Genomic DNA, 16,157 nt, shown 5'->3' with positions numbered 1-16,157 from the left:
CCACTGCAAGGAGTTTCACTATGCGAGTCATCGAAAGCCTGGTGCCGCGCCGCGGCCTCAAGGTCCTGGTCACTGCGGGCGCCAATGGTATCGGCCTGGCCATCGCCACGGCCTTTCACGAGGCGGGAGCGCAAGTTCACGTCGGCGACATCGATGCCGAGGCCGCCAGCGGGTTGCCGGCGGGGGTTGGCTTCACCCAGGCCGACATCGGCGACGAGGCCCAGGTGGCACGGCTCTTCGAGGAGGCCGCTGGCCTTGGCGGTCTCGACGTGGTGGTCAACAACGCCGGTATCGCCGGCCCCACCGCCGGTATCGACGAGATCGACTCCAACGCCTGGCGTCAGACCATCGACATCAATCTCAACGGCCAGTACTACGTCGCCAAGCACGCGGCCCCGGCCCTGCGCGAGAGCGAAGGGCTGCTGATCAACATGGCCTCGGTCGCCGGCCGGCTGGGGTTTGCCTTTCGCACGCCCTACGCCGCCAGCAAATGGGGCGTGGTCGGCCTCACCAAGAGCCTGGCCTGTGAGCTGGGCCCTTCCGGGGTGCGGGTCAATGCGATTCTGCCCGGCATCGTCCGCGGGCCGCGGATCGAGAAGGTCATCGAGGAGCGTGCCGCCAAGCGAGGCATCGACTTTGCTGAGATGGAGCGGGAGAACCTCGCCAAGATCTCCATGCGCAAGATGGTGGAGCCCACCGACATTGCAGCCATGGCGTTGTTCCTGGCGGCTCCAGGAGGCGCCAACATTTCCGGTCAGGCGCTCAGCGTCTGCGCCAACGTGGAGACTCTGTGATGCATCCAACCAATGAGGGAGGAGCAATGCAGACCCGAGTAGGGGTGGTGGGGGCCGGCCTGATCGGCCGTGCCTGGGCCATCGTCTTTGCCAGGGCAGGCGTTCCCGTCCGACTCTATGATGTCGACGAGCAGGCGCTGGCAGCGGCCCGAGACGCCTTGCGGCACTCGCTCGACGATCTGGCGGCCTCTGGGCTGATCGGTGCACCGCAGGAGGTACTGTCGCGGATTCGCTTCGAGGCAGATCTGACCCAGGCCATGGCCGACGTCGACTATGTGCAGGAGTGCGGTCCCGAGAATCTCGAGGCCAAGCGGCAGATCTATGTGCAGTTGGAGGCGGCGGTCGCATCGACCACCATCCTGGCCAGCTCCACCTCCGGCATCGCTGCTTCCCGCTTCACCGATCATTTGCAGCACCCCGAGCGCTGCCTGGTCGCCCATCCGGTCAATCCTCCCTACCTGATTCCCCTGGTTGAGGTGGTGCCGACCCCGGACACCACCGAGGCGGTGGTGGAACGCACCCTGCGGCTGATGGAGGCGGTGGATCAGGCGCCGATCCTGGTGCGCAGGGAGGTTCAGGGTTTCATCCTCAATCGGCTGCAGGGGGCGCTGCTCAACGAAGCGTTACGCCTGTTCCGGGACGGCTATGTCTCGGCCGCCGATCTCGACAAGACCGTCAAGCATGGCCTGGGGCTTCGCTGGTCCTTCATGGGCCCCTTCGAAACCATCGACCTCAACGCCCCCCGGGGGGTGGTCGATTACGGGCGCCGCTACGGCCCGCTGTATCAGGCGGTCGACGGGGAGCGTGGCGGCGACGATCCCTGGGAAGCCAACACGCTCACCCGGCTCGATGCCGAGCGACGCCACGAGCTGCCCGCCGCGCAGCTTGCCGAGCGCCAGGCCTGGCGTGACCGTCGCCTGATGGCACTGATCGCCCATCAGCGCGCTCTGGGTAACGACTGATCCCCCCCACGACAATCAAGAGGTTTTCACATGGCAACGCAACGCAAAGTCATCATCACCTGCGCCGTTACCGGTGCCATTCACACGCCCTCGATGTCACCGCACCTGCCGGTGACGCCAGAGGAGATCGCCGAGGCCGCCATCTCCGCCGCCGAGGCCGGTGCCTCCATTCTGCACCTGCATGCGCGCGACCCCGAGACCGGCAAGCCGACCCAGGATCCCGCAGTCTTCGAGAAATTTCTGCCGCGCATCAAGGAGGCGACCGACGCGGTGATCAATCTGACCACCGGCGGAAGCCCCCATATGACCGTCGAAGAGCGTATGCGCCCGGCCATCGAGTTCAAGCCGGAGCTCGCCTCGATGAACATGGGCTCGATGAACTTCGGGCTCTTCCCCATGCTCGATCGCTTTGCGACATTCGAGCACGACTGGGAGCGGGCGCACCTCGAAAACAGCCGCGACCTGGTGTTCAAGAACACCTTCGCCGATATCGAGAAGACCATGACCCTGGGGGGGCAGAACGGTACCCGCTTCGAGTGCGAGTGCTATGACATCGGCCACCTCTACAGCCTGCGCCACCTGATGGATCGCGGCATTATCAGTGGCCGTGTCTTCGTACAGAGCGTGTTCGGCATTCTCGGCGGTATCGGCCCCCATCCCGAGGATGTGCTGCATATGCGCCGCACCGCCGACCGCCTGTTCGGTGACGACTATGCCTGGTCGGTACTGGGTGCCGGCAGCAGCCAGATGCGGCTTGCCGCACAGTCGGCCGCCATGGGCGGGCATGTGCGGGTCGGGCTCGAGGACTCCCTGTGGCTCGGTCCGGGACGGCTCGCCGAGAGCAATGCCAGCCAGGTACGCAAGGTGCGCGAGATCCTCGAAGGGCTATCGTTCGCCGTGGCCACCCCCGACGAGGCTCGGGATATGCTGCAGCTCAAGGGGGCCGATAAGGTAGGCTTCTGAATCCCCGGGTCGGCCGTCAACGGTTGGCCCGAGTTCTCGACAATCATCCGTTGGAGTGGAGGAGGCCATATGCCGTGCTATCGACTGGAGGGCCATGCCCCCGATATCGATGCGAGTGCGCTGGTGCTGAAGGAGGCCGTGCTGATCGGCCGTGTCCAGCTGGGGCGGGAGGTCAGCGTGTGGCCGGGTGCCGTCCTGCGGGGCGATAATGAGCCGATCACCGTCGGCGAAGGCAGCAACCTGCAGGATGGTTGCGTGATCCACACCGACCCTGGCTATCCGGTCAGCGTGGGCCGACAGACGACCGTCGGCCACTTGGCGATGCTGCACGGTTGTCGCATCGGCGACGGAGTCCTGGTGGGCATGCAGGCGACCGTCCTTAACGGTGCCGAGATCGGTGATCACTGCATCATCGGTGCCGGTGCGCTCATCACCGGCAATAAGCGATTTCCCCCGCGTTCACTGATCGTTGGTTCCCCGGCCAAGGTGCTCCGGGAGTTGACCGACGAGGAGGTGCAGGGCGTACTGGACAACAGTCGTACCTATGTGGCGAAAATCGCCACCTACCAATCCTTGGAGCCTGTCTGAACGCCAGGCCGCAGAGTGGAGCTGGAGGCAGGCACTGGGAATCACCGCGAAGTGAACCCGGACTGCCTGCCGTAGCGTGTTAGATGAAAAGGAAATCAATTACATCCCGTGACGTCGCCAAACTTGCCGGTGTGTCGCAGTCGGCGGTGAGTCGCTGCTTCTCGCCGCATGCCAAGGTCTCGCAGCGCACACGCGAGAAGGTGATGGCGGCCGCGCGCGAGCTGGGCTACCGGCCCAATACGATCGCGCGTTCGCTGATCACCCGATCCAGCCGGACCATCGCCGTGGTGACCTATAGCCTCGAAAACCCCTTTTACTCCTTTGTGTTGGAGAGAGCGTCGCGCTTCTTCCAGCAGCAGGGTTACCACCTGCTGCTGTTCTTCGCGCCGCCGAATGGGGGATTCGATGCGGTGCTCGATGAGATCATTCAGAGCCAGGTGGAAGGCGTGCTGATGCTGGCCATTACCCTCGACGGTGAGCAGGCCAGCGTGGTGGCCGATTTCGGCATTCCGGTGGTGATCATCAATCGCACCGTCAACTACACCGGCATCAGCCAGGTGGGGAGCGACAACTATGCCGGCGGCTTCTGGGCGGGCAGCTATCTGGCGTCACTTGGCCATCGGCGCATTGCCTTCCTGGCGGGTCTGCCGGACTCCTCCACCAATCGTCAGCGCCATGATGGGTTCGTGGAGGGGCTTAAATCTCAGGGCTTGACGTGTCACTCCCTCGAGGTCGGCAATTACCGTTACGAGGATGCCTGCCACGCCACGCGACGGTTCTTTGCCGCCCCATCGCCGCCGGACGCCATCTTTTCGGCCAACGACCTGATGGCCATTGCGTCGATGGAGACCCTGCGTCATGAGCTGGGGCTGACGGTGCCGGACGATGTGTCGGTGATCGGCTTCGACGATATGCCCATGGCCGCCTGGCCGAGCCACTCCCTGACCACCCTCAAGCAGCCCGTGGATCTGATGATCATGAAGGCAACTGAGCTGTTGCTCGAACAGATCAATGAGACCGAGAGTACGCCACAGCAGTTGACCTTGCCGGTGACCCCCATGCTGCGTAACAGCACGCGGCGTCCCGGCAGGGGAGGGGCGAGCGGTCAAACCTCAAATTAGGATTCGAAGAAAGGAGGTCTCCATGAACGTCATCCTCGCCCCCGATAGCTACAAGGATGCGCTCCCGGCTCGTGACGCGGCCCGGGCGATGGCCGAGGGTATCCGCCGGGCAGGCCCGAAAATGCAGCTTGACGAGTGCCCCATGGGGGACGGCGGCGAGGGTACCCTGGACGCGCTGCTTGCCGCCACCGGCGCGGAGCGGCTGGATCAGGAGGTGCACGACGCCTTGGGACGGTCCTGCCGGGCGGCATGGGGCTGGCAGCCGGAAACGCGCACCGCCTACATCGAGCTGGCCGAGGCCAGCGGGCTGCAGCGACTTGCGCCGGCGGAGCGCACCGCGCTGCACAGCACCACCCGCGGCGTCGGCGAGCTGATCCTCGCGGCGCTGGAGCGTGGGGCGCAGCGCTTGCTGCTGATGCTCGGGGGCAGCGCCACCAATGATGCCGGTGCCGGCATGCTGCAGGCCCTGGGGGCGCGGCTGCTGGACGCCGCAGGACAGCCGCTGCCGCCGGGAGGGGCGGCGCTGGCGCGCCTGGCGCGGCTCGAGCTCGATGGGTTGGACCCACGCCTGGCGTCGCTGGCCGTCGAGACCGCGGTGGACGTGGACAACCCGCTGCTGGGTCCCCGCGGTGCCAGTGCCGTCTTCGGGCCCCAGAAGGGGGCCATGCCGGACGAGGTGGCCACGCTGGACGCGGCACTGGGCCGTTTCGCCGACTGCACGGCGGCGGCGCTGGGCGAAGACCATCGCGAGCTCCCCGGTGCGGGTGCCGCCGGCGGCATGGGCTTTGCGGCTCGCACCTTCCTCGGCGCCGAACTGCGTCCCGGCATTGAGCTGGTGATGGATCAGGTGGGCTTCGAGGCGCGCTTGGCGGCGGCCGATCTGGTGATCACCGGGGAAGGGCAGCTCGACGGCCAGAGCCTGGCCGGCAAGACGCCGATCGGCATCGCGCGGTGTGCCCGGGCCCATGGTGTGCCGGTGGTGGTGTTGGCCGGCCGCCTGGGCGAGGGGTGGCAGGTGGCCCATGCGGAGGGTGTCACCGCGGCCTTCGCCCTGGCCGATGGCCCGATGGGGCTGGAGGAGGCCCTGGAGCGCTGCGCCGAGCTGCTGACGGCGCGCGCAGAGAACATTGCCCGGCTGTTCTTGGTCGCTGGATCGGTTAAGGCCGCAGCCCCACTCGTGGGGGACTGAAGCGGCGTTAACCTCCGTTCAGGGATGCCAGGGTACGCTGATGCAGCCGGGTGCTTTCGCCATCGAACAGTACGAAACGTACCCGTTCGACGTGGGGGCAGTCGGGCAGCGTCTTGAGTACCGTGGAGAGCGCCACGCGTGCGGCCTCCGCCGCCGGATAGCCGAAGGCGCCGGAGGAGAGCGCCGGAAAGGCCACCGAGGCGATGCTGTGCTCCTCGGCCAGCTGCAGGGCGCGGCGATAGCAGCTGGCCAACAGTTCGTCGGAGGGTTCGTCGCTGCCGTAGACCGGCCCCAGGCAGTGGATCACGTAGCGGTTGGGCAGCGCGAAGGCCTCGGTGATCACCGCCTGGCCGGGCTGGATAGGGGCAAGGGAGCGACAGGCCCGGTCGAGTTCGGGGCCGGCGGCGCGGTGCAGCGCACCGGCCACACCGCCGCCTGGGCGCAGTTCGGCGTTGGCGGCATTGACCACGGCCTCCATGTCATTCTGGCGGGCGATATCGCCCTGTCGGCATTCGATGCGGGAGAAAGCGTCCATCGTCATCTCCTTGATGAGGGCTAGTGGAGAGGCATGCCCAGTCTGACCGGTGTCCCGCCGTGAGTTCCCTGCCAGCCACGGCTGCATGGTGTTGTTGATATAGTTATAAGATAATTCCTGTTCCGTTTGTTCCTGTTTTCCGATCGAGGAGTGCCCATGCTGTTTCCGGCCCGCTACGCCCCGCTGCTGTTTTCGGTCCTGATGTCGATCTACATGGTGACCCTGATGACCTTCGTCATCACCTGGGTCAACACTGGGCTGGGCGACGGTTTTGGCGGCCGCTGGTGGCGTGCTTTCTATATCGCCTGGCCGATCGCCTTCGTGCTGATCCTGATCGGTGCACCGCGTCTGCAGCGCCTGGTGGGCGGGCTGGTGCGCAAGCCCTGAAGGGCCTTGGGGAAATGATCAAAGTGTTGCGCTTAATGCCTGATGGCGCGACATTCGTTGCAAATCGCTGCAAAAGCTTGCAAGTTGCCCCTTGAGTCGGTACCAATAGCCACCCCGAAGAGACCACGGCATAGCGGTCGCCGCGCCAGCGGCTCGGTCGCGGCCACCGGCCTGATCCCGGTGCGCCTAGCATGCCGTGCCAGACCAGAGGAGGTGGCATGAACCAGCGTGTGAACATCGATCTCGGCGATCCGCGAGCCGAGGCCTTCGAGGCCCGTCAGTTCAAGGTCTACACTCATCGCCAGCTCGACAAGATCGAGGCGATCCAGAATCTGCCTGACGACCTGCGCTTCGACATGCGGGTGGTGAGCCAGGTGCTGCCGTTTCGCGTCAACGAGTACGTGATCGACGAGCTGATCGACTGGCAGAACGTTCCCGCCGACCCGGTCTTCCAGCTCACCTTTCCCCAGCGCGGCATGCTCAAGCCCGAGCACTTCGAGGAGGTGGCCGAGCTGATGCGCCAGGATGCCAGCGCGGCCGAGATGAAGCCGGTGATCGAGCGTATCCGCTCCGAGCTCAACCCCCACCCGGCGGGGCAGATGGACCTCAATCTGCCGCTGCTCGACGGCGAGCCGCTGCCGGGCATGCAGCACAAGTACCGCGAGACGGTGCTGTTCTTCCCCAGCCAGGGGCAGGTGTGCCACAGCTACTGCACCTTCTGCTTCCGCTGGGCGCAGTTCGTCGGTGACAAGGACCTGAAGTTCGCTTCCAGCGAGGCTGACTCCCTGCATCGCTACCTGGCCGAGCATACCGAGGTCACCGACCTGCTGATGACCGGCGGTGATCCCATGGTGATGAAGGCCAAGCACCTGCGCATGTACCTGGAGGGCTTGATGAAGCCCGAGCTGGACCACGTCCAGGACATCCGCATCGGCTCCAAGAGCCTGACCTTCTGGCCCTACCGCTTCGTCACCGACCCGGACGCCGAGGATATCCTGGCGCTGTTCCGTGAGTTGACGGCCGCCGGCAAGCACGTGGCCTTCATGGCGCACTTCAACCACTGGAAGGAGATGGATACTCCCATCTGCCGCGAGGCGATCCGCCGCATCCGCGCCACCGGGGCCGAGATCCGCACCCAGGCGCCGCTGCTCAAGCATATCAACGACGACGCCGACCAGTGGGCACGCATGTGGACCACCCAGGTGCGCTTGGGGATGATTCCCTACTACATGTTCGTCGAACGCGATACCGGCGCCCGCCACTACTTCGAGGTGCCGCTGGTCCGTGCCTGGGAGATCTACCGCGAGGCCATCAAGCAGGTGCCGGGCCTGGCGCGTACCGCCCGTGGTCCGTCGATGTCGGCAGATCCGGGCAAGGTGGAGATCCAGGGCGTTACCGAGATCCACGGCGAGAAGGTCTTCGTGCTGCGCTTTATCCAGGGCCGCGACAACGACTGGGTGCAGCGTCCCTTCTTCGCCAAATTCAATGAGGAGGCGACCTGGCTCAACCACCTCGAGCCGGCGCTCGGTGAGCGGGAGTTCTTCTTCGAACCTGAGTTCGCCGCCATGAAAGACGCGAAGCAGGCGCTGATCATGAAGGCCTCCTAGCCCCGGCACAGGCCGACCCCGCATGGGGTATGCCGTTTCCGCTTGCAGGCTCCCCGCTCGGTCATCCGGGCGGGGAGCCTGGTGGTTCTGGGGCCTGTGCGCGGTGGGTGACACCCCAATCCCGAGGAGAGGTGCAAGTTAGGTGGCGCCAAAAATTAACGCACACTAAACGGTATTCGTGACTAAAATTAGGCTGTTGAAAAAGAGCTCATCAGGCAGGCGTATTTTTCGCTAAAGTAGGGGGGAGCGGTAAGGACCGCCGGTAGCCGACTGTTCCGGCTGCCAATCAGACCCAGCTGTCAGCAACGTCAGCTTGCTCACAATATCAAGAGGTGTGTTCATGAAACGCCATGCATTCTCGGCTGCTGCCTTCTCCGGCGCCCTGCTCGGTGCCGCGCTGTTCTCGACGCCCGCGGTGGCGGATAGCCGCTTTATCACCATCGGTACCGGCGGGCAGGTCGGTGTCTACTACGTCGTTGGCCAGTCCGTCTGCCGCATGATCAATCGCGGCAGCGACGAGCACAACATCCGCTGCAACGCCCCCTCCACCGGCGGCTCTGTCGCCAACGTCAACGGCATGAAGGCTGGCGAGCTCGACATGGGCGTGGTGCAGTCCGACGTCCAGTATCGCGCCTATCACGGTGAGGCCAACTTCGCATCCGACGGCCCCTGGGAGGAGATGCGCGCCGTCTTCACCATGCACGGCGAGCCGCTGACCGTGGTGGCACGGGCCGACTCCGGCATCGAGCACTTCAGTGACTTCCCCGGCAAGCGCGTCAATGTCGGTAACCCCGGCTCCGGTCAGCGCAACACCATGAACGTGGTGATGGACGCCATGGGCTGGGACATGGACACCTTCTCGCTGGCCTCCCAGCTGGATGCCGCCGAGCAGGCCGCGGCCCTGTCCGACAACAACATCGATGCCATGATCTACGTGGTGGGCCACCCCAACGGCTCCATCCAGGAAGCCACCACCACCATCGATGCCCGTCTCATCCCGGTAACCGGCCCGGAGATCGATGCACTCGTCGAGGAGTATCCCTACTACACCCGTTCGGTGATTCCCGGTGGGCTCTATCGCGGCAACGATCAGGACACCGAGACCTTCGGTGTGGCGGCGACCTTCGTCAGCTCCACCGCGGTGGACGAGGATGTCATCTACGAGACCGTCAAGGCGGTGTTCGAGAACTTCGAACGTTTCAAGCGGCTGCATCCGGCCTTCGAGAACCTCAACGAGGAGGACATGATCTCCGACGGCCTGACGGCACCGCTGCATGACGGTGCGGCTCGCTACTATCGCGAGCGTGGCTGGATCGAGTGACAGATAAGTCGAGGGTCCCGACCCTCCGGTGAAGAATGCGCGGACGCCACTGGGGTCCGCGCATCTGTTTCAAGGCTGGCGGAAGAAGGCCGGCTGCAGTGAGGGAATACCGTACCGCAATGACGTTTCATCAGCAGGGAACTGCACGTCAATCAACACTGGGCAGGGTGACGTATGACTGACGAAAAGAACACCTCCCGAGCGCCCGATGTCGACCTGGAGGATATGGTCGCCTCCAGCGACTCGGGCGCCCGAAAGCCGCTGGGGGCGCCGGGCAAGCTGCTGGTCGGCATCGCCGCTGCCTGGTCACTGTTCCAGCTGTGGATCGCCTCGCCTCTGCCCTACATGTTTCGTTTCGGGGTCTTCAACGCTACCGAGGCGCGCTCGATTCACCTGGCCTTCGCCATGCTGCTGGCCTTCATGGCCTATCCGGCGCTGAAGCGCTCGCCCCGTGACCGCATCCCCATCCAGGACTGGGTGCTGGCCCTGGTGGGGGCCTTCTGTGCCGCCTATATCTTTCTTTTCTATGCTGAGCTCTCCGAGCGCCCCGGGGCGCCGATTACCCAGGATGTGATCATCGGCGCGGTGGGGGTCGTGGTGCTGCTCGAGGCGGCGCGCCGGGCGCTGGGGCCGCCGCTGATGATCGTGGCCTCGGTCTTTATCATCTATTCGCTGTTCGGCCCTCAGATGCCGGGCCTGCTGGCCCACCGCGGCGTCAGCCTCAACGGCCTGATCAACCACCAGTGGCTGACCACCCAGGGGGTGTTCGGCATCGCGCTGGGGGTCTCGACCAGCTTCGTGTTCCTGTTCGTGCTGTTTGGGGCGCTGCTCGACAAGGCCGGCGCCGGCAACTACTTCATCAAGGTCGCCTTCTCGCTGCTCGGCCACTACAAGGGCGGCCCCGCCAAGGCGGCGGTGGTGGCGTCCGGCATGACCGGGCTGATCTCCGGCTCGTCGATCGCCAATACCGTGACCACCGGTACCTTCACCATTCCGATGATGAAGCGCGTCGGCTTTTCCGCCGAGAAGGCCGGGGCGGTCGAAGTCTCCTCCTCGGTGAACGGCCAGATCATGCCGCCGGTGATGGGGGCCGCGGCCTTCCTGATGGTGGAGTATGTCGGCATCCCCTACGTGGATGTGATCAAGCACGCCTTCCTGCCGGCGCTGATCTCCTATATCGCGCTGATCTACATCGTCCACCTGGAGGCGCTCAAGGCCAACATGGCCGGCCTGCCGACGAGCAATCCGGCGCGGCCTTTGCTCAATAAGGTGATCGGCTTTCTCACTGGCCTGCTGCTGCTGATGGCGCTCTCCTTTGGTGTTTACTATGGCCTCGGCTGGCTCAAGCCGGTGCTGGGCGATTCCACCCCCTGGGTGGTGGCCGTGGCGCTGACGGTGGTCTATGTGGGGCTGCTCAAGGTGGGGTCCAACTACCCGGAGCTGGAGCTCGACGATCCCAACTCTCCTGTGGTCAAGCTGCCGCAGACGCGACCCACGGTGATGGTGGGGCTGCACTTTATCCTGCCGGTGATCGTGCTGGTGTGGTGCCTGATGGTGGAGCGCCTCTCACCCGGGCTCTCGGCCTTCTGGGCCACGGTGTTCATGATCTTCATCATGATCACCCAGCGGCCGATCACCGCGCTGTTCCGTGGGCGCAGCCGACTGGCGGCCGACATCTTCGAAGGTTTCAAGGACCTGTGGGACGGCCTGGTGGCCGGTGCCCGCAACATGATCGGCATCGGCATCGCCACCGCCACTGCCGGCATCGTGGTGGGGGCGGTCTCCCAGACCGGCGTCGGCCTGGTGCTGGCCGACGTGGTGGAGATTCTCTCCATGGGCAACCTGATGCTGATCCTGCTGCTCACCGCGGTGCTCAGTCTGGTACTCGGCATGGGCCTGCCCACCACCGCCAACTATATCGTGGTCTCGGCGCTGATGGCGCCGGTGATCGTGACGCTGGGCCAGCAGAGCGGCCTGATCGTGCCGCTGATCGCCGTGCACCTGTTCGTCTTCTACTTCGGCATCATGGCCGATGTGACCCCGCCGGTGGGGCTGGCGTCGTTCGCCGCGGCGGCGGTGTCCGGGGGCGATCCGCTGCGCACCGGCTTCCAGGCGTTCTACTACAGCCTGCGCACCGCGGCGCTGCCGTTTCTGTTCATCTTCAACACCGACCTGCTGCTGATCGATGTCGGCTTCTTGCAGGGAATCGTGATATTCATCATATCGACGATCGCCATGCTGATCTTCGCCGCCGGCACCCAGGGCTTCATGGTGGTGCGTAACCGCTGGTACGAGTCGATCCTGCTGCTGCTGGTGGCCTTCACCCTGTTCCGCCCCGGCTACTGGATGGACAGGATCCACGACCCCTACCAGTCGGTGCCGCCGAGCGAGTTTGTCCAGGCGCTGGGCGAGGTGGAGGATGGCAGCAACCTGCGGGTGCAAATCGCCGGTGAGGATCCCTTCGGTGACCCCATGACCACCTACATCCTGGTGCCGGTGCCCCGGGGGGATACGCCCGAAGAGCGCATGGAGCGCCTCGGTATGGAGCTGTGGGTCGACGGCGACCAGACCCTGGTGGATTTCGTCGAGTTCGGCGGCCTGGCCCAGGACCTCGGTTTCGATTTCGACCAGGAGATCATCGAGGTGATGGCGCCGGTGGATCGCTGGGCCAAGGAGTGGATGTGGATTCCCGGCTTCCTGGTGTTTGGCCTGGTGGTACTGCTGCAGCGTCGTCGACGCAACGTCCAGTCGCCTAGTGAGGCGACTGCCTGAGGAGGTAATGAGCCATGTATAGCAAGATACTGCTGCCGGTGGACCTCAACGAGGAGAGCTCTTGGGAGAAGGCGCTGCCCACGGCGGTGACCCTGTGCCGGACCTTCAACGCCTCGCTGCACGTGGTGACGGTGCTGCCGGACTACCGCATGCCGCTGGTGGGCTCCTACTTTCCCAAGGACTTCGCCAACAAGGCGCATCAGGCTGTCACCGACGCCCAGCACAAGTTCATCGAGGAACATGTGCCCGATGACCTCCAGGTCCAGACGGTGATCGTCGATGGCTCGCCCTGGGAGGCGATCGTCAAGGCGGCCAAGAAGCTCGAGGTCGACCTGATCGTCATGGCCTCCCACAACAAGCGCAAATTCGCCGACTATGTGCTCGGTCCCAACGCCGAGCACGTGGTGCACCATGCGAAGATGTCGGTGATGATCGTGCGCTGAGATCGCCTTGCGTAGGTGGCCCGACCAAGGCAACCGCGACAGACGCCCCAGTCAGCTCTCAGCTGGCCGGGGCGTCTTTTCGTCGATCCACCGAATCGGGCGTGCCGTTAGCCCAGCTCGAAGCTTGCCTCATGCCTGGCCGACTCGCCGCGGTCGTCCCGCCATTCGAAGACCGCCTCGCCGCCGGCCTCGGGGCTGAGGTGGAAGCGCAGGTAAGGATTGGCGGAAATCGACTGGTGCAGCTCGGCCTCGAAGGCGGTTTCGCCGTTGAGGCTGACCCGGAAGCGCTCGACGATATGGCGCGGCAGCGTCTCGCCGTTGGCTCCCTCGCGCAGGCCGGTCTCCATGGGGTGGTTGATCAGGGTGCGCACCTCTTCGGGCTGGCCGGCGGTGAAGCGGGAGGGCACGCTGACGCGGGCGTTGCTCAGCGGTTCGGGCGGGGCGTCGTCGCCGCGCATCAGGCAGCCGCTGACGGTGACGCGCACCTCGCGGGCGGTGGCGAACTGCTCGCCCTGACGGCTGGTGGCGATGGCGATCACCCGCTGCGTCTCGTTGAGCCGCACCCGGGTGGAGATCTCGGGCTTTCCGCTCATGGGGGTGAGATGGAAGCTGGCGATCTCGGGGGAAGGGTTGTCGCTGGCGAAAAGGTCGATGCGCTCGATGTAGTCGCCTTCCGCGAGTCGACCCTCGAAGCCCACCGTCAGCGCCACGGCCGAGCCGTCCTCGGAGACAAGCGGTAGATCGAGCACCAGGCCCTCGGTGTGCGGCGGGGTGTCGCCCAGCACGCTGCGGGCGGCGTCCAGGCGCTGCCAGGGGCCGTCGGCCAGGGCCGGCAGGCTCAGGCCCAGCAGGCCGACGCCGAGGATCGCCGTGGCCAGGCCGCGCAGCAGGCGGCGACGCAGGGCGTCGGGGGGTGACGCAGGGGTCGAACGCATGGTTTCCTCCAGATGAGAATCATTGCTTGGACAGTGCCAAGGGGCTCGAAATTCCCAGCCGGGCACCGGCCAGAATGCCCGCCAGGGCGGCGAAGGTGGCCAGCGACAGCGTCGAGAATCCCGACAGCCCCTGGCCGATGGAGCAGCCCAGCGCCATCACCCCACCGATGCCCATCAGGGTGCCGCCGGCCATGCTGCGCAGCATGTGTTGCGGGCCGTCGAAGCCCCGCAGGCGCAAGTCACGACGCGCGAGCGCCGTGATCAGCGCGCCGGCCACCACCCCGGCCACCACGCTGACACCGAAGCCGAGCCGCGTGCCGGTGGCCAGCATCAGGTACTGCAGCGTCTCCCCGATAGGGGCGATGAAGGTCAGGGTGGCCAGGCGTACCGGCTCGAAGTCGTCGAACCCCACCACGCCGGTGACGTACCAGCCGGCGGGCACCAGGGCGCCGATGATCGATCCGCCCAGCCAGTCCCGCGGCGAGGCGCGAAAGGCGCTGCCGGCCAGCGCCCAGCCGGCCAGTGCGCCGCCGATTACCAGCGCCGGCAGCCAGGCGGGCAGGCCGAGCAGGCGCGGCAGGTCCCGGGCGGGCAGCGGCAGCGTCGTGATGCCCTCCAGCCAGACCCGAAGCGGCGCCAGTACCCCGGAGAGCGTCATGTAGGCCGCCAGGCCCAGGCACACCAGCACCACGAAGCTGCGCAGGTTGCCGCCGGCCAGCAGCACCAGCGAGCGGGCGCCGCAGCCGTTGGCCAGCACCATGCCGTAGCCGAACAGCACTCCGCCCAGCGGCACCGCTAGCCACGAGGGGGATGGCGTCAGGTAGAGGGCATCGCCCAGCGATAGCACGCCCAACGCCACCAGCGCCTGGCTGCCGAGCAGCGCCACCGCCATGGCCAGGGCAAAGCCTCGCAGCTTGCGGGTGTCCGCGTCGCGCCAGGCGTTGACCAGCCCGCGGGTGAGACAGAAGCCGGTGGCCTGCCCGGTGGCCCCGAAGAGCAGACCGATGGCCAGGCCCGACCAGACGACCAGCTCGGTATGGCTCATGGCGATGAGCTCCTTTCATGACGTCGGTGCATAACTACGCGTTGGGTGAGTGCAAGCGGGGCCACCCGAAGGTGGCCCGCGCGCAGTATACCGGGGAAGCGGACGGCGCGTCTTAGCAGGCTTTCGGCCCGGGGCGCCCGAGAGCCGCTAAGCGCCGCGCTCAGGCCGTGCCGGGCGTGGTGCCCCAGGTGTCCTGGCAGATGGCGTTGTACCAGCCCACGGCGTACTGGGCCTCCAGGGCCCGGGTGCTGTCCGGGGCATCGGCCGGGCTCAGCCCGCCAGCGCCTTCCACCTCGGCGATATGGCCGTCCTGGATCCGATAGACCCCGGCCACCGAGATGCCGTATTCCGGCCCGATCAGGCTGTAGCAGGTGTTGCTCCAGTAGGCGTCCGGCGCCGGGCGCGACTCCAGGGAGGCGGCAATGGCGGCGGCCACCACCTTGGCCTGGGCGTTGGCGCAGAAGCCGGACTTGGGCATCGGCGCGGCCACGCTGGCGTCGCCCACCACATAGATATCCTCGACCCGCTGCGACTCGAAGGTTTCGGGCTTCACCGGCACCCAGCCGGAGTCGTCGGTGACCCCGGCGCGGTCGGCGATCCAGCCGGCCTTCTGGGGCGGGATGACGTTGAGCACGTCGGCTTGGTGGCGGGTGCCGAACTCGGTTTCCACCTCCAGGCGGTCGGCATCGACGCGGGTCACCCGGCCGTCGTTGGAGAGGCCCACCCACTCGATGCGATCGCCATAGAGTCGCTCCCAGCCGGCGGTGAACAGGCCCTGCTTGGAGAAGTTGTCCTTGGCGTCGAGGATCAGCACCTTGGATCTGGGCTTGTGCTGGGACAGGTAGTGGGCGATCAGGCTGGCGCGCTCGTAGGGCCCCGGGGGGCAGCGGAAGGGGTTTTCGGGCGCCACCATGACCACGGTGCCGCCATCCTCCATGGCCTCCAGCTGGCCGCGCAGCAGCTCGGTCTGGGGGCCGGCCTTCCAGGCGTGGGGGGCCTTGCGGGCGGCGGCCTCGTCGTAGCCTTCCAGGGCGTTCCAGCGGATATCGATCCCCGGCGACAGCACCAGGCGGTCGTAGTCCAGCGACTCGCCGCTGGACAGCGTCACCCGATGGGCCTCGGCGTCCACGTCCTCGGCCATGGCATGGACCACGCGAACGCCGTAGCGGTCGCGCAGCTCGTCGTAGCCGTGGGCGATCTTGTCCAGGCCGCGCAGGCCGCCCAGATAGAGGTTGCTGAACGGGCAGGTATAGAAGGTCTCGGCGGGCTCGACCAGGGTCACTTCTATGGCCGGGTTGGCGCGCTTGAGGTACTTGGCGGCGGTGGCGCCACCGAAGCCTCCCCCCACGACCACCACCCGGCCGGCGTGCTGGCCGCCGATGGCAAAGCTGCCGACGCCACCCGCCAGGGGCAGCAGGGAGGCGGCTCCCAGCGCCTTCATCAGCTGACGGCGGGTCAGGCCGCTGTGGTTGTGCTGCTGGCTCATATCGCGCTC

Annotated in this window: 15 protein-coding genes; 11 read left to right on the top strand and 4 right to left on the bottom strand. The window is 66.1% G+C overall.

All coding sequences use genetic code 11. The features are described from left to right. Positions 1-20: 20 nt before the first annotated feature. The 6 genes from HOP52_RS10675 to HOP52_RS10650 all read left to right on the top strand — a co-directional run bounded on the left by HOP52_RS10675 (position 21) and on the right by HOP52_RS10650 (position 5,617). Entirely contained in the window at positions 21-794 is a 774-nt protein-coding gene (locus HOP52_RS10675) for an SDR family oxidoreductase (RefSeq protein ID WP_238977369.1), read from the top strand. Between the two features lie 26 nt (positions 795-820). Continuing rightward, positions 821-1,756 (top strand): 3-hydroxyacyl-CoA dehydrogenase, encoded by a 936-nt coding sequence (locus tag HOP52_RS10670; RefSeq protein ID WP_238977368.1) that lies wholly within the window; start codon positions 821-823, stop codon positions 1,754-1,756. Positions 1,757-1,786: 30 nt separating this feature from the next. Further along, a complete protein-coding gene (gene kce, locus HOP52_RS10665; RefSeq protein ID WP_238977367.1) occupies positions 1,787-2,719 on the top strand; it encodes a 3,5-dioxohexanoate:acetyl-CoA acetone transferase in 933 nt (310 codons plus the stop codon). Between the two features lie 69 nt (positions 2,720-2,788). Next, positions 2,789-3,307 carry a gamma carbonic anhydrase family protein gene (locus tag HOP52_RS10660; RefSeq protein ID WP_238977366.1) on the top strand — a complete coding sequence of 173 codons (519 nt, stop codon included), beginning with the start codon at positions 2,789-2,791 and terminating at the stop codon, positions 3,305-3,307. Between the two features lie 83 nt (positions 3,308-3,390). After that, positions 3,391-4,428, top strand: a complete 1,038-nt coding sequence (locus tag HOP52_RS10655; protein ID WP_238977365.1) for a LacI family DNA-binding transcriptional regulator — start codon at positions 3,391-3,393, stop codon at positions 4,426-4,428. Positions 4,429-4,450: 22 nt separating this feature from the next. Next, entirely contained in the window at positions 4,451-5,617 is a 1,167-nt protein-coding gene (locus tag HOP52_RS10650) for a glycerate kinase (protein WP_238977364.1), read from the top strand. Between the two features lie 7 nt (positions 5,618-5,624). On the opposite strand, the gene HOP52_RS10645 is transcribed toward HOP52_RS10650, so the two are convergent. After that, positions 5,625-6,152, bottom strand: coding sequence for a macro domain-containing protein (locus tag HOP52_RS10645; protein WP_238977363.1), 528 nt, complete (start codon positions 6,150-6,152; stop codon positions 5,625-5,627). A gap of 156 nt (positions 6,153-6,308) precedes the next feature. Here HOP52_RS10645 and HOP52_RS10640 point away from each other — a divergent pair, with 156 nt between their 5' ends. The 5 genes from HOP52_RS10640 (at position 6,309) to HOP52_RS10620 (ending at position 12,682) form a co-directional block, all read left to right on the top strand. Next, positions 6,309-6,539, top strand: a complete 231-nt coding sequence (locus tag HOP52_RS10640; protein ID WP_238977362.1) for a DUF2798 domain-containing protein — start codon at positions 6,309-6,311, stop codon at positions 6,537-6,539. 218 nt (positions 6,540-6,757) lie between these two features. Beyond that, on the top strand, positions 6,758-8,146 hold the full coding sequence (locus HOP52_RS10635; RefSeq protein WP_238977361.1) for a KamA family radical SAM protein: 1,389 nt from the start codon (positions 6,758-6,760) through the stop codon (positions 8,144-8,146). 340 nt (positions 8,147-8,486) lie between these two features. After that, positions 8,487-9,467: a TAXI family TRAP transporter solute-binding subunit gene (locus HOP52_RS10630; protein WP_238977360.1), complete on the top strand. Its 981-nt coding sequence runs from the start codon at positions 8,487-8,489 to the stop codon at positions 9,465-9,467. 174 nt (positions 9,468-9,641) lie between these two features. Continuing rightward, the gene (locus HOP52_RS10625) at positions 9,642-12,239 is read left to right on the top strand and encodes a TRAP transporter permease (protein ID WP_238977359.1); all 2,598 of its coding nucleotides are present in this window, start codon (positions 9,642-9,644) and stop codon (positions 12,237-12,239) included. A gap of 14 nt (positions 12,240-12,253) precedes the next feature. Continuing rightward, positions 12,254-12,682: a universal stress protein gene (locus HOP52_RS10620; RefSeq protein WP_238977358.1), complete on the top strand. Its 429-nt coding sequence runs from the start codon at positions 12,254-12,256 to the stop codon at positions 12,680-12,682. A gap of 107 nt (positions 12,683-12,789) precedes the next feature. Here the strand turns inward: HOP52_RS10620 and soxZ are convergent, their stop codons facing one another. The 3 genes from soxZ to HOP52_RS10605 form a co-directional block, all read right to left on the bottom strand. Further along, on the bottom strand, positions 12,790-13,617 hold the full coding sequence (soxZ, locus tag HOP52_RS10615) for a thiosulfate oxidation carrier complex protein SoxZ (RefSeq protein ID WP_238977357.1): 828 nt from the start codon (positions 13,615-13,617) through the stop codon (positions 12,790-12,792). Between the two features lie 19 nt (positions 13,618-13,636). Continuing rightward, entirely contained in the window at positions 13,637-14,662 is a 1,026-nt protein-coding gene (locus tag HOP52_RS10610) for a YeeE/YedE family protein (protein ID WP_238977356.1), read from the bottom strand. A 160-nt stretch (positions 14,663-14,822) separates the two neighbouring features. After that, entirely contained in the window at positions 14,823-16,148 is a 1,326-nt protein-coding gene (locus HOP52_RS10605; protein WP_238977355.1) for an NAD(P)/FAD-dependent oxidoreductase, read from the bottom strand. Positions 16,149-16,157: the final 9 nt, after the last annotated feature.

This window comes from Billgrantia campisalis, from assembly GCF_022341425.1.
In the GTDB taxonomy this organism is placed as follows: domain Bacteria; phylum Pseudomonadota; class Gammaproteobacteria; order Pseudomonadales; family Halomonadaceae; genus Halomonas; species Halomonas campisalis.
The sequence above is the reverse complement of the archived record's forward strand: the minus strand, read 5'-3'. Positions and strand labels throughout refer to the sequence as shown.